At 72.5% G+C, this 21128-nt stretch carries 32 protein-coding genes; 11 read left to right on the plus strand and 21 right to left on the minus strand.

Going from position 1 to position 21128, the window contains the following annotated elements; all coding sequences use genetic code 11:
• Positions 1–39 precede the first annotated feature (39 nt).
• The 4 genes from ABTZ17_RS17575 to ABTZ17_RS17590 form a co-directional block, all read right to left on the minus strand.
• Positions 40–495: a hypothetical protein gene (locus tag ABTZ17_RS17575; RefSeq protein WP_352196526.1), complete on the minus strand. Its 456-nt coding sequence runs from the start codon at positions 493–495 to the stop codon at positions 40–42.
• Positions 492–884: an HNH endonuclease gene (locus ABTZ17_RS17580; protein WP_352196527.1), complete on the minus strand. Its 393-nt coding sequence runs from the start codon at positions 882–884 to the stop codon at positions 492–494. Before ABTZ17_RS17580 ends, ABTZ17_RS17575 begins: the two co-directional genes overlap by 4 nt.
• A 115-nt stretch (positions 885–999) precedes the next feature.
• Complete coding sequence (locus ABTZ17_RS17585; protein ID WP_352196528.1) at positions 1000–1485, minus strand: hypothetical protein; 486 nt, start codon at positions 1483–1485, stop codon at positions 1000–1002.
• A gap of 405 nt (positions 1486–1890) precedes the next feature.
• Complete coding sequence (locus tag ABTZ17_RS17590) at positions 1891–2922, minus strand: hypothetical protein (protein ID WP_352196529.1); 1032 nt, start codon at positions 2920–2922, stop codon at positions 1891–1893.
• 156 nt (positions 2923–3078) lie between these two features.
• Here ABTZ17_RS17590 and ABTZ17_RS17595 point away from each other — a divergent pair, with 156 nt between their 5' ends.
• Positions 3079–3561 (plus strand): XF1762 family protein, encoded by a 483-nt coding sequence (locus tag ABTZ17_RS17595; protein ID WP_352196530.1) that lies wholly within the window; start codon positions 3079–3081, stop codon positions 3559–3561.
• 439 nt (positions 3562–4000) lie between these two features.
• Positions 4001–4393, plus strand: coding sequence for a DUF3307 domain-containing protein (locus ABTZ17_RS17600; protein ID WP_352196531.1), 393 nt, complete (start codon positions 4001–4003; stop codon positions 4391–4393).
• On the opposite strand, the gene ABTZ17_RS17605 is transcribed toward ABTZ17_RS17600, so the two are convergent.
• From ABTZ17_RS17605 to ABTZ17_RS17685, 17 genes are all read right to left on the minus strand, one after another.
• Positions 4353–4769: a hypothetical protein gene (locus ABTZ17_RS17605; protein ID WP_352196532.1), complete on the minus strand. Its 417-nt coding sequence runs from the start codon at positions 4767–4769 to the stop codon at positions 4353–4355. The two genes, ABTZ17_RS17600 and ABTZ17_RS17605, sit on opposite strands and share 41 nt — an antisense overlap.
• Before the next feature lie 94 nt (positions 4770–4863).
• Positions 4864–5262 (minus strand): hypothetical protein, encoded by a 399-nt coding sequence (locus ABTZ17_RS17610; RefSeq protein ID WP_352196533.1) that lies wholly within the window; start codon positions 5260–5262, stop codon positions 4864–4866.
• Between the two features lie 48 nt (positions 5263–5310).
• Entirely contained in the window at positions 5311–5739 is a 429-nt protein-coding gene (locus ABTZ17_RS17615; protein ID WP_352196534.1) for a DUF4262 domain-containing protein, read from the minus strand.
• A gap of 115 nt (positions 5740–5854) precedes the next feature.
• Positions 5855–6397, minus strand: coding sequence for a hypothetical protein (locus ABTZ17_RS17620; RefSeq protein WP_352196535.1), 543 nt, complete (start codon positions 6395–6397; stop codon positions 5855–5857).
• Positions 6398–6452: 55 nt separating this feature from the next.
• Complete coding sequence (locus ABTZ17_RS17625) at positions 6453–6710, minus strand: hypothetical protein (RefSeq protein ID WP_352196536.1); 258 nt, start codon at positions 6708–6710, stop codon at positions 6453–6455.
• Between the two features lie 53 nt (positions 6711–6763).
• A complete protein-coding gene (locus ABTZ17_RS17630) occupies positions 6764–7267 on the minus strand; it encodes a hypothetical protein (protein ID WP_352196537.1) in 504 nt (167 codons plus the stop codon).
• 51 nt (positions 7268–7318) lie between these two features.
• Entirely contained in the window at positions 7319–7774 is a 456-nt protein-coding gene (locus ABTZ17_RS17635; RefSeq protein WP_352196538.1) for a hypothetical protein, read from the minus strand.
• A gap of 65 nt (positions 7775–7839) precedes the next feature.
• Complete coding sequence (locus ABTZ17_RS17640) at positions 7840–8265, minus strand: hypothetical protein (RefSeq protein ID WP_352196539.1); 426 nt, start codon at positions 8263–8265, stop codon at positions 7840–7842.
• 109 nt (positions 8266–8374) lie between these two features.
• Entirely contained in the window at positions 8375–8926 is a 552-nt protein-coding gene (locus tag ABTZ17_RS17645) for a hypothetical protein (protein WP_352196540.1), read from the minus strand.
• A gap of 841 nt (positions 8927–9767) precedes the next feature.
• Positions 9768–10400 carry a hypothetical protein gene (locus ABTZ17_RS17650; protein ID WP_352196541.1) on the minus strand — a complete coding sequence of 211 codons (633 nt, stop codon included), beginning with the start codon at positions 10398–10400 and terminating at the stop codon, positions 9768–9770.
• A complete protein-coding gene (locus ABTZ17_RS17655; protein ID WP_352196542.1) occupies positions 10397–10657 on the minus strand; it encodes a hypothetical protein in 261 nt (86 codons plus the stop codon). The genes ABTZ17_RS17650 and ABTZ17_RS17655 overlap by 4 nt, the downstream gene beginning before the upstream one ends.
• A gap of 95 nt (positions 10658–10752) precedes the next feature.
• Positions 10753–11817 carry a hypothetical protein gene (locus tag ABTZ17_RS17660; protein WP_352196543.1) on the minus strand — a complete coding sequence of 355 codons (1065 nt, stop codon included), beginning with the start codon at positions 11815–11817 and terminating at the stop codon, positions 10753–10755.
• Between the two features lie 134 nt (positions 11818–11951).
• Positions 11952–12203 (minus strand): hypothetical protein, encoded by a 252-nt coding sequence (locus ABTZ17_RS17665; protein WP_352196544.1) that lies wholly within the window; start codon positions 12201–12203, stop codon positions 11952–11954.
• 170 nt (positions 12204–12373) lie between these two features.
• Positions 12374–12892: a hypothetical protein gene (locus tag ABTZ17_RS17670; protein WP_352196545.1), complete on the minus strand. Its 519-nt coding sequence runs from the start codon at positions 12890–12892 to the stop codon at positions 12374–12376.
• Positions 12893–13012: 120 nt separating this feature from the next.
• The gene (locus ABTZ17_RS17675; RefSeq protein WP_352196546.1) at positions 13013–13636 is read right to left on the minus strand and encodes a hypothetical protein; all 624 of its coding nucleotides are present in this window, start codon (positions 13634–13636) and stop codon (positions 13013–13015) included.
• 370 nt (positions 13637–14006) lie between these two features.
• The gene (locus tag ABTZ17_RS17680) at positions 14007–14357 is read right to left on the minus strand and encodes a hypothetical protein (RefSeq protein ID WP_352196547.1); all 351 of its coding nucleotides are present in this window, start codon (positions 14355–14357) and stop codon (positions 14007–14009) included.
• Between the two features lie 179 nt (positions 14358–14536).
• Entirely contained in the window at positions 14537–14890 is a 354-nt protein-coding gene (locus ABTZ17_RS17685) for a hypothetical protein (RefSeq protein ID WP_352196548.1), read from the minus strand.
• A 263-nt stretch (positions 14891–15153) separates the two neighbouring features.
• Between ABTZ17_RS17685 and ABTZ17_RS17690 the strand changes: the two genes are divergently transcribed.
• The 9 genes from ABTZ17_RS17690 (at position 15154) to ABTZ17_RS17730 (ending at position 21099) form a co-directional block, all read left to right on the plus strand.
• Positions 15154–15843 carry a hypothetical protein gene (locus tag ABTZ17_RS17690; protein ID WP_352196549.1) on the plus strand — a complete coding sequence of 230 codons (690 nt, stop codon included), beginning with the start codon at positions 15154–15156 and terminating at the stop codon, positions 15841–15843.
• A 218-nt stretch (positions 15844–16061) separates the two neighbouring features.
• Entirely contained in the window at positions 16062–16667 is a 606-nt protein-coding gene (locus ABTZ17_RS17695; protein WP_352196550.1) for a hypothetical protein, read from the plus strand.
• 128 nt (positions 16668–16795) lie between these two features.
• Positions 16796–16951 carry a hypothetical protein gene (locus tag ABTZ17_RS17700; RefSeq protein ID WP_352196551.1) on the plus strand — a complete coding sequence of 52 codons (156 nt, stop codon included), beginning with the start codon at positions 16796–16798 and terminating at the stop codon, positions 16949–16951.
• A 195-nt stretch (positions 16952–17146) separates the two neighbouring features.
• On the plus strand, positions 17147–17935 hold the full coding sequence (locus ABTZ17_RS17705) for a hypothetical protein (protein ID WP_352196552.1): 789 nt from the start codon (positions 17147–17149) through the stop codon (positions 17933–17935).
• Between the two features lie 88 nt (positions 17936–18023).
• Positions 18024–18875: a hypothetical protein gene (locus ABTZ17_RS17710; RefSeq protein ID WP_352196553.1), complete on the plus strand. Its 852-nt coding sequence runs from the start codon at positions 18024–18026 to the stop codon at positions 18873–18875.
• A 93-nt stretch (positions 18876–18968) separates the two neighbouring features.
• Positions 18969–19799: a hypothetical protein gene (locus ABTZ17_RS17715; RefSeq protein WP_352196554.1), complete on the plus strand. Its 831-nt coding sequence runs from the start codon at positions 18969–18971 to the stop codon at positions 19797–19799.
• Positions 19800–19938: 139 nt separating this feature from the next.
• On the plus strand, positions 19939–20196 hold the full coding sequence (locus ABTZ17_RS17720) for a hypothetical protein (RefSeq protein WP_352196555.1): 258 nt from the start codon (positions 19939–19941) through the stop codon (positions 20194–20196).
• Positions 20183–20803, plus strand: coding sequence for a hypothetical protein (locus tag ABTZ17_RS17725; RefSeq protein ID WP_352196556.1), 621 nt, complete (start codon positions 20183–20185; stop codon positions 20801–20803). The genes ABTZ17_RS17720 and ABTZ17_RS17725 overlap by 14 nt, the downstream gene beginning before the upstream one ends.
• A gap of 2 nt (positions 20804–20805) precedes the next feature.
• Positions 20806–21099, plus strand: coding sequence for a hypothetical protein (locus tag ABTZ17_RS17730; RefSeq protein WP_352196557.1), 294 nt, complete (start codon positions 20806–20808; stop codon positions 21097–21099).
• Positions 21100–21128 lie beyond the last annotated feature (29 nt).

Here is a 21128-nt window from a genome sequence, read left to right on the forward strand (position 1 = left end):
GCGGGGGGATGGTGCGGGGCGTCGGCGGGCCGGTGTGGGTCATCCGCTGCGCCTCTTTCGGCCCCGCCCGTCGTAGGGGCGCAGGATGCGGCCGTACAGGTCTCGCTCGCGGCGGTACGTCCGGTACTCGGCGCGGGTGAACATCCGCACCACGTAGAAGGTGTGGGAGGCCATGGTGAGGGAGGCCCCGGCGCGGCGGCCGACGCCGACGGTCATCCATCCGGTGCTGACCGGGATGGTGCGTTCGGAGTTGTGCCAGCCGCCGATGCTGAAACGGCCGTAGTCGCGGTACCAGTGTCGGTCCGTCGTGGTGCGGGACTCCTCGCGGGTCTGGCACAGCAGGCCGACGGTGAGGCGGGCCAGGGACAGGGTGGCGCCGATGGTGCGGGCGCGGCCCGCGTCGTGGGTGCGGACGGGTCCGATGGCGAGCCGGGATCCGCCGCGCCAGGCCATCAGGTGCCAGCGGTGGGTGAGGGGGATGGTGCGCACCTTCATCGGGCGCCTCCGGCCCCGGCGTGGCGGCGGGGGGTGGGCGGGGTCCGGAGGATTCGGGTGCGGGTGCCGTCGGCCCGGAGGCCGTACTCGGCTCCGTCGGGGTAGAGGACGTTCACCTCGTCGGGGCGCAGGGGCCGGCGGACCTTCCAGCCGGAGCCGTAGGACTGGCGGGGGTGGTCCTCGAACCAGGAGTTGCAGCGGGTGCAGGCCAGGAGCAGGTTGTGCGGCTGGTTGATCCACTCCTCTCGGGAGGAGCCCATGCCGCGGTTGACGCGGTGGTGGATGGTGAGGTCGCCGGGGCTGTCGCAGCGGACGCATCGTCCGCCGTCGCGCTGGTGGACCAGGGCCCGGACGGCGTCGGTGGGGCCTGTGCGGCGTCGGGAGGGCACGGTGGGGGTTCTCCGTCCTGCTCCCGGCGCCGGGCCGGAGGGCGGCCGCGGAGGGCGGCGGGAGCGAGGACGGGACCATGCACGGCGCGGCCGTCTACCGTCCCAGGCCGGGCCGTCACCCGGTGACGGCTTCTCGTTCCTGCCGGTCGCGGGCCGCGGTGAGGGCGTCCAGGATCTCTCCGGCCCAGTCGACGGGCAGGTAGCCGACATCGAGGGAGCCGGGCTTGGCCCCCGCGCCGACCTCGACCGTGAACTCGGTGTGCGGTTCCTCGCTGTCCCAGCAGTAGGTGCCGGGTGCGGCACCTACGAGGGGGCCGTCGCCCCAGGCGGCGCCGAACACGGCATCGATGCCTTCGGTGAGAACGGCGTTCGGCACGGCGTCGAAAGCGATGGAGACCCGGCCGTCGTCGTCAACGCAGACCCTGCCCCGAGCGAGGGTGTCCGGGCTGTCGATGGTGAGGGTCGTGGGGCAGCAGACACCAAGCCTGTCGGACCGGGCCAGTCCCGGCAGGGCCAGGCACAGGGCCCGGACAGCGTGGTCGCGAGCCTTGTCCCGTGCTTCCTGCCACTTCCCGAGGGCCTTGGTCACGGTGGGCTCCATGGGTTCTCTCCTTGTCGCGGGCGCCGGAAGGCCGGTCAGAAGTCCGGGACCGTCCGGTACGAGGTGGGTGTCGACCGGTGAGGGTGCGCAGCAAAGTGGCTAGCGTCCCGGCGAGGCCACGTTCGTGGCCGAGGACACCCCGGGCTCGATGAAGCCCGCGGCTGCCCCGAGAGCGGCTGACCACGGGCATGTTCATCTGGTTGCTTCATCTGGTTGCCTTCTTTTTGTTTCCGTGCGCCACAGCGCATGGGGCCCGTGCGCTGTGGCGCACACCCCCTGTGCGCTCTGGCGCATGGGGGTTTTCTCCAAAGGCGCGAGAACCCCCATGCGCCAGAGCGCACAGGGGTTTTCCGAGGGCCGTGAAAGCCTTGTGCGCCCGAGCGTCCAGGGGGTTCAGTACGCGGGTCAGGCCCGCAGCGCCCGGAACGCGAACCGGTTGGTGAGCACGCGCCCCAGCAGTGGCAGCCACGCCGCCGACCGCGGGCGCTCAGGAACGCCCGATGCCGTCCGCGGAGGGAGCGCGCGTACGGGTTCCCCCTCCGGTCGGGCCGCCTCGGGCTCGTCCGGTCCGCCCACGCCTTCCTCGACCACGGCCGGCGCCGCGTCCTTGCGGGCGGCCACTGCACGTTCGGCCGCCGTGATCTGCCGCCGCAGGATGACGCACCGCCGCTCGTGCGCCCCGACCGGCCGCTCACGCTCCGCCTCGATCTGGGCGCCCAGTTCCATCCAGCGGATCAAGGTCCGGTGCGAGATCCCTGCCTGCGCGGCGGCCGCCATCTGGCTCGCCCCGCCCTCGACCGCCCGGACGAGGAGCTCCAGCCGCGCCGGGGTCAGGGCCGTCCGGCGGGACTGGTTCGGCCAACTGCTGTCGGTGAAGGTGTCGCTGGCGTTGACGTACAGGTGGTGGCACAGCCGCTCGTACTCGGTGGTGAAGCCTCCTGCCGCGTGCACCTCCCGGCCCCGGGCGATCCACCGGTAGACCGTGCGAACCTCCACCCCGGCCGCCGCGGCCGCGCCCGACAGATCCTCGTTCCCACACGCGGCGGCCACGGCCTCCAGGACATCGGCGGTCAGGGACGGCGGGGCCCCGATCGTCTTCTGGACCCTGCGGGCGGCCGCTTCCGCCTCGGCCGCGGCCCGAAGCCGACGGCCGGCGGCATCAAGGGCTTCGACCAGGAGCAGCGTCCGGTGTTCCAACGACAGGCCGTCCCAGTCCACCGCGTTCCGGCCCATGGTGTGGCCGTCGGGGACCGTCCCCTGGGCGCGGGCCTTGCGGCCCTTGCCGATCCACTGCTGCAGGGTCCGCAGCGAGACGCCTATGTGCGCGGCCATGTCCGCGCGGGTCTCGCCGGACTCAGCGGCGTGCACGAGCTGGTCGAAGGTCTGGCGGCTCAGGAGAGTAGGACGGCCGGGCTTGGGCGAAGTGCTGTTCGTCATGGCGCGGAACGTAGGCAACCCGTGCGGCTTGTGTCCTGGGGTGGCGAACCCCGGCCCCGTTCCGCCGTCGGTCGGCCGGGGACGGTACCGGCGGAAGCCGTCCATGGTGCTGCCTCCGGGCGCACCAGGCGCCCCCCGGCCGCGCGGGAGGACACCGTGCCCGACCCGACTTCCGGTCGCTCGGACCGGATACGACTGCACGTCGTGCCGGTCCGGCAGAAGGACGCGAAGGCGTTCGTGGCCGCCTGGCACCGGCACCACCGTCCACCGGTCGGTGCCGTCTTCTGCCTGGGCGCGGCCGACGACGAAGGGGTGTTGCGGGCCGTCGCGATGGTGGGACGGCCCGTCGCCCGCTCGTACGACAACGGGCAGACCTTGGAGGTCACCCGCACCGCCGCGGACGGTACCGCGAACGCGAACAGCCTCCTGTACGGGGCGGCGTGGCGGGCGGCACGGGCCCTCGGCTACACCCGGTTGATCACTTACACCCAGGACGGGGAGAGCGGGGCGAGCCTGCGCGGGGCCGGATGGCGGGTCCTCGCGCAACGGGCACCCCGCCCGGGATGGAACTGCCCCAGCAGGCCCCGCACCTCCCACGGCGCCGATCACGTCGCGCGGACGCTGTGGGAGGCCCCGTAGCCACCCCGAGGGGCGGTCAGAGGTCTTCGAAGGCGGTCGTCACCCGGGTCGTCTCCCGTGCAAGGCGATAGGCCACCGCAGGCGCGGCGTGCGCCCGGTACCACTCCAATCGTGCGACCGCTTCGTCCCGGTCACGGTGCGGGCCCGAAGCCGGCCGCCACCGGCCGCCGAACCCCATCTGGACCGACCAGACGATCCGGCGGTCCACTTCCGTCTCCCCGCAGGCGTCATCGCACACCACGTCAGCCTACGAGCCGCCCCTGGCGGCCTCCCTGGGCCTCCCGGGCCCCGGAGGCCACACCAGCCCCGACATCACGAAAGGAGACCCGCCTCACGCCCGCAGTGTGCCGCGGGCGCACCACCGACGGCCCGCGCGGAACAGGGTGAGGACACCCCCCGCGCGGGCCTTCCTCGTACCGTCGAATCAGGAGAAGAAGACATGTTCGCGACCGTGTTCATCCTGCTGTACGTCGCCCACCTGGTGGTCGACTACGCACTGCAGACCGATCGGCAAGCCGAGCTGAAGTCCCAGGCGTCCGCGGCCGGGTGGTGCGCCAACCTCACCCACGCGGTCAGTCACGTCGCCGTGTCCGCGGCCGCCCTGGGCGCGGGGGCCGTGTTCCTCGACCTACCGCTGGCCCCTGGTACCACGGCCGGGGTCCTGGCCTGGGTGGGACTGTCCCATGGCTTCATCGACCGGCGTTGGCCGGTCCTGTGGTGGATGAAGCGCACCGGAAGCGCGGCGTTCGCAGAGCGCGGCGGGGCCGCGTTCGTGGACCAGACCGCGCACATCACGGCGCTGCTGCTGGCCGCCCTGGCGGCCGCTGCGTGAGCAGCGCATCCCGCAGCGCCCGGTAGTCGGCGATGCGGGCGGCCACGTCGGCGCTGGTGAACCCGTCGGCGGCTTCGAGGGCCGCTTCGGGCAGGGGATCATCCGGGGCGTAGCCAGGGGCCGGGCGGCCGGAGCCCTTGATGTGCTCGCAGAGCGCGTCAAGGTGCTCCAGGGCCGTCGCGTCCCTGGCCTGCGTCGGGGTGAGGGTCCGCCACCACGCGAAGCGATCACCGGCTGCTTCGGGGCGCGGAGGGAGAGAGCGGCGAAGTGCGTCGGCACGGTCGGCGAGCGCGTTCCACACAGGCACGCGAAGCGCGGCTGCAAGGCCGGCTGCCGTACCGGCCGCGGGGACCGTCATCGCGGTGTCCTGGGCCATGGGCCCACTGTTGCAGGCTGCTCTGACAACGCAGAACCGCCCCGGTCCGGCCTGTGGGCCGTCCGGGGCGGGAAGCCCTCGATCAGGTGAGAGGTCACCGGACCTTGACCAGGGGAGCGGCGGGCCGGGGCGCGGGCGGGGCAGGCGCCTTCGGCGGCGTGAGGTTCTTCGGCGGCGCCGGGGCCGCAGGGCCCTTCGGGGGCACCGCTATGCCCCCCGGCTGTCCCGCGTGGACCGACCCTTGTGCGGCCCCGTTGTCGGGTCCGTGCACGGAGGCGTGGCCGTGGAGCACGCACGGACGGGGACCGCCGGCCACGATGTCCTGCTGTCCGCTGTGAACGGCCCGGCAGTCGGGACGCTCGTCGTCACTGACCAGGCCGGCCACGAGGACGCCGACACCGACTACCACCAGGGCGACGAGAAGGGAGGCCAGCACGGCCAGAGCGGCGGCCAGTGCGGTGATGCGTCGACCGGTCGGGAGGGAGAACTGCACGGGGAAGGGGCCTTTCGGGAACGGGCGGGAGAGGGGCGGGCGGCCGGGCTACAGCAGCGGCTGCGCGTCGGGGTCCTCGCTGTAGTGAGTGGCGCCGGGGAACAGGCCCCACTTGTCGGGGACGAGGATCTGCCACACCTCCACGTCGGGCCCGGCGAGGACCCGAGCCTCCGCACACCTGGTGGTGTCGGTGACGCGCCGAAGCCGGACCGTGTAACCGCCTTGCAGCACCGCGTCCAGCTCCAGGCCCTCGGCCGGGTGAAGCCCGTCGTCCACGAGCTGTTCCTCGGCGCCGTCGATGACGGTCACCGACAGACGGCCGGGCAGGCCCGTGACGGCGAGCTCGTAGGCGTGGCCGGGCCGGGCGGCCAGGCCGGAGGAGTACGCCACGGGCGGGGTCCGGCCATCGGGGTCGGACAGGAAGTGAACGGTGCGGGGCGCCCTGATGCGGGTCAGGGACGGGCTTCTCCAGGCCATGCGGCGTACCTCCGGTGCAGGTGTGGCGCCGTATAGACGGAGTGGGGCGCGGATCCGTTACACCTCTCCTCCCGGGGCAGGGTGAGGGATCGTCCTGCCCCGGGAGAGAACGGGGTCAGACCGTCGACCACTTGGCGGTCACGGTGAATTCCCCGGTGGCGAGCGTGACGATGAGGTGGGCGCCTTCGGTGGGCGGGTCGGAGCGGGAGTAGTCAGCGAGCAAGCCCTCGTACCGGTCGGCCTTGGCCTGCCACTCGGCGTTTTCGTCGTTCGGCCACTCGTAGTCCTTCACCGTGCCGTCGGCCCGGTGAAGCCCGAGGTCGTCCGCTGCCCAGAACACGCCTTCGTCGGTGGTCCGGGTCACGAACTCCACTCCGACGACGGCCGGCTCCTCGGCTGCGGCCGCCGCCTCGATGGCGGGCCCGCACAGCCATCGCAGGAGGTCGAGGAGTTCCGCCGTCAGGAGCCGGTCACCGGCCGCCAGGAAGGTGTTGGCGACGGCGTACAGGTCGTCCCTGGACCAGTGCCCGACCTGGGGGAGCAGGGACTCCCTGTCGGTGAAGGCGGCGGCGTCCAGCCGGGGCGCAGGAAGGGGGGTGGTGTCGGCGGTCGCGGTGCGGGTCACGCCGACTTCGATGGTTTCGCCGGGGATGTTCACGGGGTTCCTTTCGGGGAGGGACGCGGGCCGCCGGAGTACGCGGCCCGCGCGGGGATCAGTGGGTTTCGGGCTGGTGGCCTTCGACGGCGTCCACGAGCACGAGGCCGAAGGGCCGGGCGAACTCCTCGTACGTGCGCTGTACGGCGGCGCTGTGCCGGTCCACGTCGAACGCGCACCCGACGTCGGCGCCGTCGCGCTCTGCGGCGTCCTCGAAGAGTTCGTCTACGGCGGTCTGGTCGCCGTCTGCGACCTGGTGGGAGCCGATGACGGTGAGTGTTTCGCCGTCGTCGGTCCAGATGAGCAAGGTGGCCATCGGGGATTCCCTTGGGGATGGGCCGCCCGGCACGCGGCCGGGCGGCCGGGTGGTCAGAGGGCGGGGATACGGACGATGAGGCGGTCGCCGGTCTGCGGCTGGTCGAGATCACCGATCTCGACCAGGGCGTCAGCAACGCACGAGCGGTCGAAGGCGTGCGGGACCTCCAGGCCCTGCGGGGAGTCGGTGAAGTAGGCGGTCGCACCCCCTGTGGCCCACGCGGGGCCGTCGTCGTACTCGGTGGTGATGCGGAAGCCGACTGCGGCCGGGCGACGCATGTGCGGCCGGTCGTCGAACCACTCCTTCAGGCCCCCACGGAGGTCTTCCAGTAGGGGCCCGTAGCGGTAGCGGGGCGGGGTGGTGTCGTTGGTCCACAGCCGCTCGGCGGCGCACTCGTGGCACGCGTCCGCGTCGTAGGCGTTCGTGGCGTCACAGGGGCACCGCCACATCAGGCCGGAGTGGAGAGCGCGTTCCCGGAGCACGGAGTCCTCGTGCTGGGACGCACCGTTCAGCAGGCCACGGAGGACGGTGGCGATGTCGGTGGAGGCGACGGACATGGAACTTCCTTCCGGGAGCCGCCCGGCGGCGGGGCCGGGCGGCGGGGGGTGTCAGCCCAGGAGGGCGAGCGGTGGCACGGGCGGGAGGACCGGTGCGTCACCGGGCGCGGCCGGGGTATCGGCCTGTTCCCGGCGCAGGTCGTTGAAGAAGTCGTGGGCGGGCAGGCCCCGGTGGGAGTGCGCGCCGACGTAGGCCACGCTCGGCGTGGTCCCGTCGTCGTGGGGGCCCAGCTCGGCGTACCACTGGCGGAACGACGGCAGGCGCAGCAGCGTGCGGCCCGCGTCGCGCAGGTCGGAGCCGTTGACGACCCAGTGGTACGACTTCTCGCCGTCGTGCCCGGCGAACGTGAGGGTGAACGCGGTACCGGGCAGCGGCGGGCCGACCAGTCCGCGCAGGTGGGCAACGAGGTCTTCCAGGAACAGGTCGGTGTCGATGGAGTTGTCCGTCCGGTGCTCGTCGTACCGGGTGATCCAGGGGTGTATCTGACCGATGTAGTCGGTGCTCATGGGTGGGGCCTTCCGGAGGGCGCCCCGGGCCGGTCGCGGGCCCGGGGCGCGGCGGCGGATGCGAGTCAGGACAGGCGGTCCGAGAGCCGCCCGGCGGTTCGGGCGTAGCGGGTGAGCGGGCAGGCCCGGGAACCATGGCGCCACATGTCGCGGAGGGCCTGTCGGGCCTCCAGCTCTGCGGCGCGCGCTTCGGTGACGGCACTCGGGAGGGCGTCCAGGAGGCTGCGCATGGCGGCGGCGCGCAGCTCGGCGAGCCGGTCCAGCACGGCCTGTGCCACCCGGGTGTCGAGTTGTCCGTGCCCGCTTCCGGTGCGTTCGGTGAACCGGTCGTAGGCGAGGGACATCAGGCGGTAGCTGGGGTAGCCGGCGCTGTTGGTGAGGGTGGCCATCATGTCGGGGTTGGCGCCCATGAGATCGCGGGCGATCTCCTCGATGACCGGGTGTCCGGTCAGGTCGTTGACGGCCTGGTCGCGGGTGGCAGTGGCGGGCATGGCGAATCCGTTCGGGGCGCGACAGGGCTGGGCCTGCCGTCGGGCGGAGGCAGGGAAGGATGGGGGGCGGGAGCGCGTACCGTCGCGCGCTCCCGCCGTGGTCGGGCGGTCAGTCCCGGCCGCTCACGATGGCGTCCGCCTCCTCCAGGGTCAGCGTCACCGCCGGGGCCGGGTAGGCGGCAAAGGCCGCCTGGAGGGTCGCGAAGGCCGCCTGTTCCTGTTCCGGCGTCGGCTGGAACTGGGCCCGGACGGATTCGATCAGCTCGGCGTCTTCGGCGATGAAGGCGAACCACGCGGCGTGCGGGCCCTCGGCCTCCCAGCGGGCGCGGGCCCGTTCCAGGGCGTCCCCGGCACTCACGGCGTCGGGGATGTCGTAGTGGGACAGACCCCGTTCGGCGAGCTCCTGTTCCGCAACGCGCCGGTCCCGGCCGGCGAGGAACTCGGCGGTGCCCACCACGGAATGGACGGGCAGGTCGGCCCAGTGCTGGCCGGTGTGGGGGGAGTCGGTGTGCCACAGCACGTGCCAGGACGACGGCTGCTTGTCCAGGACGACCGGGGCGGCGGGCGCCGGCAGGTGCGCGGTCGCGGTGCGCGGTTCGGGCTGCGGCGGGGCCGGGGCGGTGGTGTCGGAGGTCGTCTGCGTGTTCGGATTGACGGACACGGGTGTCCCCTTTGGGATGATTTGGGCGTTGATGCTGGCGCGGCTTGCTCGTGCCGTCCAACAAGGAAAACTGTACACCACGTCCGGAGTTCAGTGAAGACCCCCATCACCCACATCACGCACATGCCCGGCCCCCGCCGCCCGCGCCCCCAACCGCGACCCCGCCATCACCCGCCACCCACACGAGCACACGGCCTCCGACGCCCCGTCATACGACCGCCCCGCCCACAAAGAGGACTGCGCCCACCCCTGCGGCCGAGAGGTCCGCACCATGTGCCGGGCCCCGGGCGCGCACAGCAACCGCAGCCCCGCGTCCACCACGGCCGCCACCCGCCACGAGTCCCACCCCGAACCCTCCAACCGCACCGCCAGGACCACACCCCCGTCACTGCGCACCTCCACCCGCCCGTCCGGCCAGACCCGAGCGGACGCCCCCGGCACGCTCCACCCCACCGCCCCGTCCGACGCCCGGGGCACCCCGCCTGCGTGCGTCCGCGTCATCCGGGCCAGCAGCCGGACCGACTCCGGCGCCATCTCCGGATCCCGGTGGTCGGCCACGGCCGGGGCGTGTGCCGTGAGGGCGGCCAGCCACGCCCCGGCGAACGGGTACGCGGCCGGCCGCAGCGTCGCCAGAGCCGCACGGTCCGCCCCGCCCCCGGCGGGCTCCCGGGCGGGCACGGCCGCCCGGACGAACTCCCGACCGTCACGCCCGAACTTCTTCAGGTGCACCGCACCGTGCTCGGTGACGTGGCCGGCGGTCCCGCCGGGAGCAAGCAGCATCAGACCGGGCATCAACAAGTCCTTCCAGGAGCGAACGGGAGCGGGGCGCAGGGGGCGGGGATCAGGCCGGGCACGGCTGTGGGTGCACCCGGGCCCGCGCACGGCGCAGGAGAGCGCTGCGCCGCCCCGGGGGGATCGGCCAGAAGTGCGTGACGAACTCGTACGGGCCCTCGTCCGGATCCGGGTACCGGTGAACCACCAGCACCCCGCCGGGGTGCAGCCGGTTCGGCTCCCGGATCTCGAACAGCACCCGCACCCGGCCCATCCGCCGCATCCACGCGTACGTCACCCCCGACTCCGCCAACGCCCACCGGGCCGGACCGATCTGCAACCGGAACCGGGAGCACGCGGTCGGGACGGCCGGATGGTCGTGCTCGCCCTGCCAGTGCCCGCACCGGGCGCAGCACGGGGAGTGCGGCGGCCGGTCGCAGGGCACGGCGCGGAACACCGGCCCGAGCCACCCGGGCACGCTGCTCGCGCTCTGCCCGTAGGTGAACACCACCGTCCCGTCGTCGGGCTCCAGGGCGGCCGTACCACCGGAGAACAGGGCAGCGGCCAGCACGGAGCGCAGCAGGGCCCCCGAGACCGGCACCGCGGCCGTGGCCCGGTCGGCGTTGCACAGCAGGTACGCAGCCCGGTGGGCATCGAGCGAGCGGGATATCGCGTACGGGGTGAGCGAGGGCGCGGCGGTCACAGCACGGCCCCCTTCTGCTCGCTCTCGCTCCGCAGGTCCGCCAGCCGCTGAAGGATGTGTTCGACGTAGGCCAGGGAGGCCGGGCGTACCGGCGTCACCCACTCGCCCGACCGCTCGTTGAAGAACTCGGCCGTCGTGGTGCCGTGCGAGCGCATCGTCACGACCGTCCCGGCGGCGGACAGCTGTCCCAGGACCTTTCTCGCGAAGTGCTCGATGTCGTCCAGCTGTCGGTGCTGGCGACGAGTCAAACGGGGCATGGCGGATCCTCTCCAGTGGAGCCGTGCCCGGCGGACCGGGCGCAGCAGGTTCGTTCGGGGCCCCGGGCCGGTGCAGCCCGGGGCGCACGGCAACGTCAGCGGGAGATCAGGTCGTCCAGCAGGGAGCGCAGCTCGGTGTAGTCCCGGCACTGGGCGGCGAGGTGCTTCACCTGGGCGTGCGGGCCCTCGTTGTTCAGGTCGCTCGCCCGCTCCGCGAAAAGTTCGTGCACGGCTTCGTCCAAGTCGTCCTCGGTGATCCCGAACGCGGTCACGAGACCTTCGATGTCCTCATCCGTGATCGGCGGCTCTCCCTGTCGCGGCGGGATCGGGACGGCCCCGGCGTCCACCTTCACCACCTCGTCCGGGGTGTAGTCCACGAACCGGGCCGTCAGCCAGAACGCACGCTCGGTGCTCTGGTAGTAGTCCGCACCGTTGCCCCGGGCGATGGCGACGGCCGTGCGCCCGTCCCCGGTCCGGGCGAACACGGGCTCTTCCTGCGACGCGCGGACCGACGCCTCCACCTGCTCCATCAGGCGCCGCTTGGCCGCCTCCAGATCGGGCCCCACGCCGGACAGCCGGCCCCACGTCACCCGCCACACCCCGCCCGGCCCGCCGGGGTGTATCTCGGCCCCGGGAAGCGGCACGTCCACCCCGGGCGCCGCAGCGTCCGGCGCAGGGGCGTTCAGTGACACCGACAGGGCCTCGGCCCTACCCTGCCGGTACAGGCCGTCCAGCGGTTCCGGATACGACGCGGAACCGTCGGCCCGCCGGAACTCGGCCGCACCCCGGGCGAACGCGGCCTGCCCGGCGGTGTGCGGCACTGCGGTCTCGTCCCACAGGTCCCACATCCACAGACCACCGACCGGGTACCTGCCGTGCGCGTCCGGCGAAAACGACTCGGATCCGGCACCCCGCCGGCCGCCGTACTCGGCCGTCCACGTGAACGTCAGCGCTCCGTCGCCGGAGAACGCGCCACTCAACCCGCACCCCGCATCCCGCACGTTCAGGTCCCGGACGATCTGCTCAGCCGTGGCGCGGGTGAACCACAGGTGCTCACCGGGCGCAGCGAGCGGGCACAGCGGCATTCCGACGTAGGGCCCGTAGGCGGTTCCTTCGACCGTGACCAGTCGGGGGTCGAGTCGGGCCGGGATGGTCGTCATCACAGGTGATTCCTTCCGCGAGGTGGTGAGGGTGGCAGGGGCCGGCAGGTACCGGCCCGGGGCCCGCCGCAGCACCGCTCCCCGAAGAGAGTCGGCGCCCCGGCGGACGGGCGAGCGGGGCGGGGCACGACGGCCTACGCGGGCAGTCGCCCCCCGGCGCGCTCCAACAGCGGGATCCAGTCGCCATCGGGGTCCGGCTGGTGCCCGACGTGCGCACTGCCGTCGCCGTAGAGGTCCACGGAGACGATCTGCGGGCCGCGGTCGTCGGACCGTTCGAGCCCGATCGTGACGGCGCCATCGGCGGGGGCGGGGACCCGCAGCAGGACGTTGCCTCTGTCGTCCGTGAAAACGAACTCGGCGGGAACCGGCGGGATGTTCTCGGGCATGGCAGCGAAACCCTTCGGGGCACGGAACGGGGGGAGAGGTCAGGGGGCCGGACGGGCCACGGCAGGGAACGTGCGGCCCCCGGAGGCGTACGGGGAGGAGCGAGGCGGCAAAACCCGGGGCGGCGGGGCGCAGCGCGGGTGCCGCGCCCCGCCGCCCCGGACGCCGGTGGTCAGCGGCGGGACAGCGCTCCGCCCGACGTGCGGGGGACGCGGGCCACAGGCGCGGCCGGCGGGACCTTGGGCGGCGCGGCCGGGCCGGCGGGCGCCGTTTCCTCCTGGGCATCGGGCAGGACGGGCGGGGCGTACCGGGCCAGGATGCGCCTGATCGCCGCGGCGGCGTTCGCGTCGCCGGAGTGGAGATCCCGCTCCCACCACTCCCACGGCTTGCCGCGCTTCCGCTCGAATTCCCCCAGGAATCCGAGGTCTCCCCACTCGGCTCCGCCGGGGTCGCCGGACAGGCAGGTCCAGCCGTAGCCGGACAGCGTCCCGGGGTCGATCTCCGTCACGACGATGTGGCCCCAGGGGGAGTGGAAGACGATGCACGGCGCTTCCTCGGCGGAGCGCCGGGGAGTACGGGGCACGAGACTGCGGAGGACCTCCGCACCGGGGTAGAACGCGTGGCCGCGCAGCGTGCGCTGCGACTCGAACAGCGGCATGTCGGAGAGGGGATGGAACCGGGGGATACGCATGAACGGAGGGCCCTTCGTGGGCGGGGCGCGGCGGACGTGCCGCGCCCCGGGGTCGGCTGGATGGTCGGGGCCGGACTGAACGGCGGACGGGGCGCGGAAGGGTGCCCTCCGGGCCGGGAGTCAGCGGCGGGTGTTCACAGTGACGCGCGTACCGTCGACATTGCCTTCGACGAGCGCGTACGCGTCCTCGTACGCCATGCCTGCGGACTCGATCAGGTCCGTGATGACCGTGTCGCTCGTCCAGGGGCCCAACAGGCGCCCGGGAAGGGCGGAGTACTCGCAATACCATCCGGCGCGCGGGCCCCAGAGCCGCACGTGCACGGTGACGGTGTGGCCGTCCTCTTCGGTCACCGACGGGTCCGGCGGCGGTACCTGGGCGAGCGGGTTCCGCAGCCGTGCCAGGGTGGCGGCCTCGACCACCTTGAGCGAAGCGTGGTCGTTGGTGTTCTCCTGGGCGGCCTCCACACCCGCCGTCAGGGCCGCGGCGACTTCCTCACGGGTGTAGACCTCCTCCGGTCCGTCACCGCTGTTGGTGGCGGCACTCTCGGGCAGGGGCACGTACTGCGCGATGCTCCCCAGGTAGGCGACCGGCCCTTCCGGGTGCGGCGTGGCGATTCCGGCGTGCCGGGCGAACAGGGGGCTGATCCTGTACAGCTCAAGTCCCCAGGGTCGTGCCAGGGCCATGGCCACGGTGCCGGAGCCGTCCCGGGCGAACGCGGGCGCCACCGAGATCGTCTCGGCCATGGCGACAAGCTGGGCCCCGAGGGCCGCGCGGGCTTCACGCTGCGTGCGGCCACGTCCCACGATGCCCTTGAAACCGGCTTCCCACGGCCCGCCCCTGTGGTCTGCGCGCTGCACGGTGACATCGGGCAGGGGTATCGGCGTGGTGGGGGAGGGTTCGCTCATGAACGTGCCTTTCGTTCGGGGCGTTGATGTCGGTCCGGCTTGCTCGTGCCTTCCAACAAGGAAAACTGTACACCATGTCCGGGGAGTTCGGGGGCCGTCCCGGCAGTCGGAGTGAACACACCCACGACACCACCGACCACAGCCCACCGACACCCCCCGGAACGTGCCCCACACCGAAGCAGGGGCACGCCACAAGCCACGCAGGGGGCTACAGATGCCCGACGACCCGGATCCGCTCGCACATGTCCACGATGCGCCGCCGCGCTTCCTCACGGGTCGGAGCAACCGGCGCCAACACCCGCGCCCCGCCTTCCCCGTGACGGTTGGCGAGCCACACCTTCACCTGCGCATGGGCATGCCCGCGCGGATTCCGACACGGCACCCGGACCACCTGCGCCGGATCGGCCGGCGGTACCGCGCACGCGGCACACGGGTCTCCGAGCCGCCAGAACCCAACAGCCCCCCGGAAGACGTTCGCGTCATCCACGGACACCGCCGCGAAGTACCGGCCCACCAGGCCGTTCAGCGTGCCCCCGGGGAGCGCCCGGGGGGTGTGCACGATGTGCAGGATCCGCCGCAGCGCAGGAGCGGAGCAATGGGCGCGGTCTTCGAGGCAACAGGCACAGAGCATGACGGGCCTTTCGAGGCGTTACGGCAGGAGAGGGTGGCCGGGCGACCGGTGAGGGGGAGGGGCCGGCCGCCCGGCCCGCACAGAGGGGCGCAGGGGCGCCGTGCGGGCTACGCCGTGAGGTAGGCGGCGGTGCGGGCGTACTGGCGGGCGCCGGTGTACAGGGCGGGGTCTGCCAGCCGGTAGACGAACACCCGCACCCACTTCCCGGCGGCGGTGCGCTTACGGGCCCGGAGCGGGGTGTCGCGGCCACCCGTGGCCGCACGGTAGGCCGCAGCGATGTGCCGGCCGGCCCACGAGCCGAAGCGGTCGATGTCCTCCTCCGGCATTCCCAGGTGGGTCAGGAAGTCACTGACCTTGACGCGGCCGGTGGCGATGCGGTGCGCCCGGTTCTCGGCGCGGCGGGTGCGGAGGATGGCGGCGGCGGTGCGGCGCAGACGGCGGCGGGCAGCGGCAGCGGACACGGGTATCCCCTTTGGTTCGGAGCGTTGATCGGCCGGCCGAGTTGCTCGTCCCGGCGGCCGGTGTGCTCCACACCCTACACCTCCATTCACGAAAACTGTCAACCATGTCCGCCCCTATATGGAATCCATGCACGCCAAAGCAGAATTCGAATTCGAGGGAAGGCCGTTGACCGTCAGGCCCGGATGTGGTGTACAGTTCTACTCGTTGGACGGCACGAGCGAGCCGCACCGACACCAACGCCCAACCCTCCAAGGGGACACACATGCCTGCGAACACCAGCAAGGCCCATGACGACTGCACCTTCGTGACAGTCAGGCAGGATGCGGACGGCCACATCTCCGGTCTGGAGCTCACCGACGAACTCCCCTTTGAGGAGGACGTCTGGAGGCCCGGCCCGAACGCAACGGTCTGGGCACTGCCCGACCCCGACAACTGGACCGGCGAACCCACCGACGCCGTGAAAATCCTCGACCTCGGCATCGATAGCAACTACCGCTTTGCAAAAGGCTCCGAGTGGGCCGACGGGGAGCACGCCTTCCACGCCTTCCACTCCGACCCGGCCGGCCACCGAACCTTCCTGCGCACCGTGGAAAGCCACATGATCCGCGCCGGCTACTTCGACGCTCACACCTGCACCGTCGCCGGCCGGACCTTCGGACTCGCCTTCGACGACGCCGCCGACAACAGCATCTACAAAACCCCGGCGGGTTGGGCGTTCATGATCCAGTGCAACTTCGACCTTCAACCCGACATCGAAGACGCCATCGCCCCCGTTGACGCATCCCCTCGTCGCGTCGCACTCGCCGCCCTGATCCGTCTGGCAGGCCGGGATCTCGTGGAGTACGACATGCTGACCCCGGCCTACCGCCTCGCCGTCCGGTACGGCCTGTGGCGCATCCGCCCCCGCACCTCTCGGCGCGGCCGCATCACCGTCCGCGTCCGCACCCGCTGAACCCCTGTCGGGGCGCACGACACCACTGCGCCCCGGCCGGCCCCGCCGCGCCCGACACACCACCTCATGCGACTTCCCGCCCGCGCGCACGCGTAGGACGGTCTCAAAAGTTGCACCGGTGTTCCTTTCCCCAGGTCACAGCCCTTCCCGCGTGTCGACGCCGTCGTCGTGACCTGTGGCAACACTCACTTGCCTCTGCCCCGCCCCTGGGAGTCCTTGTGTCCTTCGCCGACCCGTCCGTCCACCCCTGCGCCCCGTCCGACGCCCAGTTCCCCGCCTACGTGCTGACGACCGTTCCGGCCTCCGACGTGATGCACGGCCGTCCCAACCCCCACCCCGTGTCCCGTGCGCTGCTGCGTGCACTGCTGATCAACGCTGCGGAGTGCGGCGGCGCGATGGCGCAGGACGGCTTGACCGGAGAGATCTCCTTCACCGTCTCGGCCGGCCGGCCGATGGGGTCGGCCCGGATCGCCTTACCGATGACGAACCCCCACGAGCGGTGCGGGACGTGTGGCCAGTGGGAGAGCGAGCACGGCAACCCCAACCCCACCGCCTGTGACGACTACAGCCGGTACCCCCGGCCGGGCAGTCTCGACAACCCCCTGTGCATGACGCCCGGATGCGGAATGCCGCTCACCCACCACGGGCGCCCCTACGCGGTCTCCTGCAACGACTTCACCCCGCACCCGGCCGGCTGTGAGTGCCGGTGGTGCCTGTGCGACTGCCACACGGTCCTTGAAGCGCCCGGGGAGCGCTGCCACCCGGACTGCTCGTACGAGAACGTCGGCCGGCTGTCGGACCACTGCCGCGACCCGCACGGGTGACCCCCTGCCCGTCCCCGCGTTCCGTTCATCCCGCTTGGGGTCCGTGCCCGGTGTGCTCCGGGCACGGACCCCGGGCAGGGTCTGCGGCCGCAGAGCCCTTCCACCCCTCCACCTCCGAGGAGACAGCCATGCCCGAATCCGAACCGCCCGTACCGGAAGAGTCCGCCGAACAGTTCGTCACCCACGCCGAGCTCGCGGAGATCAGGAAGCGCCTGTGCTACCTCTCCGTTCTCGTCATGCTGCTGGCGTTGGCGGCGGTAATCGACGCGGTTCTGCCCCTTTGATCGAGCTGCCCGGGGGCGGGTTCTCCCGCTCCCGGGCAGCTTCCCCCGCCGTTCCGCCGCCTCCCGCACCGGCCCGTGCCCTTGCCCGTCACGGCCCCGTGCAGGGCGCGCCGTAACCACTTTGTGCGGGTCATCCTGCGCCCCCGTACCTCCGGCCCTTCCGGACTCTCGTCCTTCCCCTTGGAGTGCTTCGCCGTGACCACCACCGACACCGACCACCTCACCGTCGTCCGTACGGTGCGCGAGGCCATACGCATCGCACGGACCGCGATGCAGGACCCGCAGTACGACATCGGGCCCGAGGACCTTCAGGCCCTGTACGACGCCGTGAAGCCCGTTCCGGTCAAGGAGGGCTCGCACATGGAAGACAGCAAGCTGCGTGCCGACCGGATCCTGTGGGACGCCGTGCGCGACCCCCTGTTCGACGTGCTGCCCACGCTGCGGAGCGCCGTGGCCGTCGCCACCGAGGACCCGCCGAGCTGGACCCCGGTGCAGGCGATGCCCTTGACCATCGTCGTGAACGCCCTGATCCACCGTTGCTACGCCGAGCAGCCCGACCCCGAGGGCCATGAGGACGAACCGTGGGTGCGCGCCGCCGCGGCCGGTCTCGACCTGCTGTCGATCCTGATGCGGCGCACCGACCTGCGCCCGGCCGACCGTGGGATGCAGGCGGCGGCTCGAACCTTCGCCGATCTGTTGACCTACGCCGTGGCCGGCCCCGCGATCCGCGCGGCGGGGTCCGTGGCAGAGGCGTACGCGCTCCGCTACCTGGACTGGTCGATGTCCCTGCCCGTGCGGACCGGCCCCGAATCCTGGGCCCGGCGGCTTCGGCACACCATCCACCGGTTCGCGCTGATCCCGCCCAACCCGCTGTACCCCCACGGGGCGATCTCGGTCCGCCGAAACGGCGATGAGCGGCACGTGTTCGCGCTGACCGCCCGTACGCCGTGGAACCGCATCCGGTCCCTCCCGCACGCCGTGTGACGCCCCCGGGCAGGGGCCTTCCGGGCCCCTGCCGCTGCCCGCTCCTCCGGGCCCCACTTCACGACCACACCCGACCCAAGGGAGAACCATGCCCACCACCGACCCCACCACCGCTCCCGTGGACCTGCACGGGCTCATCAGGGCCGCACAGACCGCCGTACGGGCCGTCGAGGACAGCCCCTCCCCGCAGAGCCTTGCCGCCCTGGACGGCGCCCTGTGCCTGCTCCCCGTCCACCCCCTGGACGCCTACGCCGAAGTGTCCCTGCACCGGGCCATGCGGGCGGTTGCGTTGGCGGAGGACGCGGAGGAGTGGGGGCTCCTCGCGGACGCCGAACGGGAGGTTGCCGCCCTCCGAGAGACACGGGAGCACATCGGCATCGAGCACCCGGCCGTGACGACGGTCAGCTCTCTGGGCCTCACGTGCGCCGAAAGGTTGAAGGCACCGGCCGGGGACCCCGCCGAGGCGAAGCGTTGGAAGCGCTCGCCGGAACGTCGGGCCTGGGACCGCGGCAACCACTTCAGCCTTGAGGTGCTGCGGCACCTGCCCGTGTTCGAGGGCGGGCGTCACGCCGCCGACAACCCCCCGCTGGACAGGGCCATGGACGGATTCCGGACCGCCGTCCGTCGCGCCATCGCCTACCAGGCGCTGTACCTGACGCGCGAGGCCCTGACCGCCGCCGCGGCCTCCTACCGGCTCTTCGTCATCGGGATGCGTCAGCCGCTGCCGGAAGGCCGGTGGGACTGGTCCCGCCGGATCGGCACCGCGACGTACATGTTCGAAGTCGTGCCGCCGCTCGCCATCGAGGCGATGTTTCCGTACGGGTCGGTCGCGGTCGTCCGGATCGGTGAGGACGGTACGCGCGGTGACGTGCGGTACGCCCCCCTCGGTGACGACGAGAACCGCCGCACGGCCGTCACCGAAGCCCTGTTCCGCATCTGAGCCGTGCCCCGGGGCGGTCCGCCGCCCCGGGGCCGGCCCCCACCGCATCCCCGTGGCCCGCCGGGCGCCGTCCCCCACCTCTTGAGGAGAACCATGTCCACCCCCGTACCGGAACCCGACGCCGTGAGCATGCGCGGGCTCATCAGGGCCGTACAGGCCGTGCTCCGAGCGATGGAGACCCGGGAGAGCCCGGACACCCTGCGCGCCGTGCACGGGGCCCTGAGCACACTGCCCGCCCGGCACCTGGACGACCGTACGCAGACCGCGGTCCGAACTGCCCTGCGCCGACTGGAGGAGAGCGCCGACCACGCGGGGTGGGACTTCCTCGCCGGGTTCAAGACCGCACTGGACGACTTCGTCCGCCACGGTCCCGGGGACGGAGTGGCCGCGTACGACGAACCGGTCATGAAGGCCGTGATCTGGCTTGACGACACCTGCCGACACGGGTTCGGCGCGGACGACCCGGCAGCCGTCCGAGCATGGGAGGTGGCCTGGCACGCAGTAGGCGAGGCCCGGGAGACGCTTCAGCGCAGGATCCACCCCGGACAGACCGTCAGCGACACCGTCATCACCGGGCGGACGACGACGGCCGAGTACGCCTACCGCCATGCCATGGCCTACGGGGCACGGGATGCCGCGGGGGACGCCTTGACGGAGGTCGCCCGCGCCTGGGGTCTGTTCGTCGTCGGCATACGGCAGGCACCCACCCGACAGGGGTGGGAATGGTCGCGTCGCATCGGGTCCGCCACCTTCGACTTCCACGTGCTGAGCCCCGGCCCCGGCCCCGTCTGCGACCACGGGCTCTGGTCCATCGCGGTCCGCCGGACCGATGCCGACGGCACCGTCAGCCCGCCGCGCATCCTCCCGATCCGGCTCCGGGACAGGGGATGGGAAGCGGCCATGACGGCCATCTACCGGGCCTGACCGACCCCCGCCGTGCCGGGACGGTCCGCCGTCCCGGCCGCGGCCCGCTGCTCCCCGCCCACGACCGTGCCCGACACGGCCGTGCGCAGGGCGCACCGTGCCCTGAACCCTCCCCACCACCTTCACGGATGGACACCCCATGACGATCATGACCGGGTCCGTGGCCCGGAAGCTCAACAAGACCATGCGCCACTTCCCCGCGGGGAAGCCGGGCACGCTGCCGTGCACCGAGACCCTCGGCGTGCAGGTCGCCACCTTCTGGATGTTCGACGGTGAGCTGGTCGTCTCCGTGAGCCTCGACCCCGAGCGGATCCCCGCCGGGCTGCTGAACGAGGACGGGACGCTGCCGCTGCGCGTCGAGGTGGGCGGGACGGTGATCTTCAATGGCGGCCGCTGACCTCACCGTGCCGCCCCAGAGCGTGCCCGCGGGGGGCTTCTTCCCGCCGCCCGGAGTCCCCGCCCAGTTCAGCGACGGAGACCGGTACGGGTGGACGAACGCGGATCTCTGGCGACGCCACGCCGACGATTGGCACCCCGTCCCCGACGACGGCTCCGGGTGGCTGACGGACGACCAGGTAAGCCGTGCACTGCGGTACGCCCGGGAGACGTGGAACCACTCCTACTGGTTCGAGCCCGCGGCGCCGGGCGCCCGGCTGCCCGGTATGCAGATGACCCGCAGGACCGGTGTGCAGGGCCTGGACCACCACCTGCGCCGTTGCTCGGCCTGGGCGCAGTTCGTTCGCTCCGGTGACCGACTGCTGCCCGTCCGGGATCTCGTTGCCGTGCACGACGAGGACTTGGCGTACGGCCTGGCCGCCACGCTCACCCCGGACACCGTCTTCGACATCGTCTCGACCGTCATCGAGGAGCAGGAGCGGGCCCGCGTCGCCTACGACGGGGAGCGTCTGTACCTGGAGTACGTGCGGGCGGGCGAGACCCCCGAGGATCCCCCCGCCACCTGCCTGCACGTTTTCGTGCCGTGCGGGCCCTCGAAGGGGGCGTAGTCGTGTCGACCGTGAAGGAGCGCGACGCCCTCGGCGACATCCTCATGCGGGAGTTCGGCGAGTACGCCACCGCGCTGACGGATGCCGGACACGACTGGGCCCAGGTCTGGCCCATCCGCGCGTGGCCCCCGGAAAGCCGGCTGCGGGAGCTTCACAACCGGTTCCTGCTCGCCCGCGAGATGGCCACGGCCGGCGGGGCGCGGCTGTCGGACGCCGAGATCACCCGGCAGTACCGCGACCGGCTGAGCCTGCTGGAGTCCTTCCCCGACGGCCGGGTCCACCTGGAGGGGCCGTGACCCGGGCCCGGACCACCTTCTTACCCACC

This window comes from Streptomyces sp. NPDC097619 (assembly GCF_040302735.1).
Classification (GTDB): domain Bacteria; phylum Actinomycetota; class Actinomycetes; order Streptomycetales; family Streptomycetaceae; genus Streptomyces.

Bases quoted from the DNA above. Each gene is read 5' to 3' on its own strand.
- ABTZ17_RS17575 (WP_352196526.1), bottom strand. From the start codon at position 495: ATGAAGGTGCGCACCATCCCCCTCACCCACCGCTGGCACCTGATGGCC.
- ABTZ17_RS17585 (WP_352196528.1), bottom strand. From the start codon at position 1,485: ATGGAGCCCACCGTGACCAAGGCCCTCGGGAAGTGGCAGGAAGCACGG.
- ABTZ17_RS17590 (WP_352196529.1), bottom strand. From the start codon at position 2,922: ATGACGAACAGCACTTCGCCCAAGCCCGGCCGTCCTACTCTCCTGAGC.
- ABTZ17_RS17600 (WP_352196531.1), top strand. From the start codon at position 4,001: ATGTTCGCGACCGTGTTCATCCTGCTGTACGTCGCCCACCTGGTGGTC.
- ABTZ17_RS17605 (WP_352196532.1), bottom strand. From the start codon at position 4,769: ATGGCCCAGGACACCGCGATGACGGTCCCCGCGGCCGGTACGGCAGCC.
- ABTZ17_RS17615 (WP_352196534.1), bottom strand. From the start codon at position 5,739: ATGGCCTGGAGAAGCCCGTCCCTGACCCGCATCAGGGCGCCCCGCACC.
- ABTZ17_RS17625 (WP_352196536.1), bottom strand. From the start codon at position 6,710: ATGGCCACCTTGCTCATCTGGACCGACGACGGCGAAACACTCACCGTC.
- ABTZ17_RS17630 (WP_352196537.1), bottom strand. From the start codon at position 7,267: ATGTCCGTCGCCTCCACCGACATCGCCACCGTCCTCCGTGGCCTGCTG.
- ABTZ17_RS17635 (WP_352196538.1), bottom strand. From the start codon at position 7,774: ATGAGCACCGACTACATCGGTCAGATACACCCCTGGATCACCCGGTAC.
- ABTZ17_RS17640 (WP_352196539.1), bottom strand. From the start codon at position 8,265: ATGCCCGCCACTGCCACCCGCGACCAGGCCGTCAACGACCTGACCGGA.
- ABTZ17_RS17655 (WP_352196542.1), bottom strand. From the start codon at position 10,657: ATGCCCCGTTTGACTCGTCGCCAGCACCGACAGCTGGACGACATCGAG.
- ABTZ17_RS17660 (WP_352196543.1), bottom strand. From the start codon at position 11,817: ATGACGACCATCCCGGCCCGACTCGACCCCCGACTGGTCACGGTCGAA.
- ABTZ17_RS17665 (WP_352196544.1), bottom strand. From the start codon at position 12,203: ATGCCCGAGAACATCCCGCCGGTTCCCGCCGAGTTCGTTTTCACGGAC.
- ABTZ17_RS17670 (WP_352196545.1), bottom strand. From the start codon at position 12,892: ATGCGTATCCCCCGGTTCCATCCCCTCTCCGACATGCCGCTGTTCGAG.
- ABTZ17_RS17675 (WP_352196546.1), bottom strand. From the start codon at position 13,636: ATGGCCGAGACGATCTCGGTGGCGCCCGCGTTCGCCCGGGACGGCTCC.
- ABTZ17_RS17690 (WP_352196549.1), top strand. From the start codon at position 15,154: ATGCCTGCGAACACCAGCAAGGCCCATGACGACTGCACCTTCGTGACA.
- ABTZ17_RS17700 (WP_352196551.1), top strand. From the start codon at position 16,796: ATGCCCGAATCCGAACCGCCCGTACCGGAAGAGTCCGCCGAACAGTTC.
- ABTZ17_RS17710 (WP_352196553.1), top strand. From the start codon at position 18,024: ATGCCCACCACCGACCCCACCACCGCTCCCGTGGACCTGCACGGGCTC.
- ABTZ17_RS17715 (WP_352196554.1), top strand. From the start codon at position 18,969: ATGTCCACCCCCGTACCGGAACCCGACGCCGTGAGCATGCGCGGGCTC.
- ABTZ17_RS17720 (WP_352196555.1), top strand. From the start codon at position 19,939: ATGACGATCATGACCGGGTCCGTGGCCCGGAAGCTCAACAAGACCATG.
- ABTZ17_RS17725 (WP_352196556.1), top strand. From the start codon at position 20,183: ATGGCGGCCGCTGACCTCACCGTGCCGCCCCAGAGCGTGCCCGCGGGG.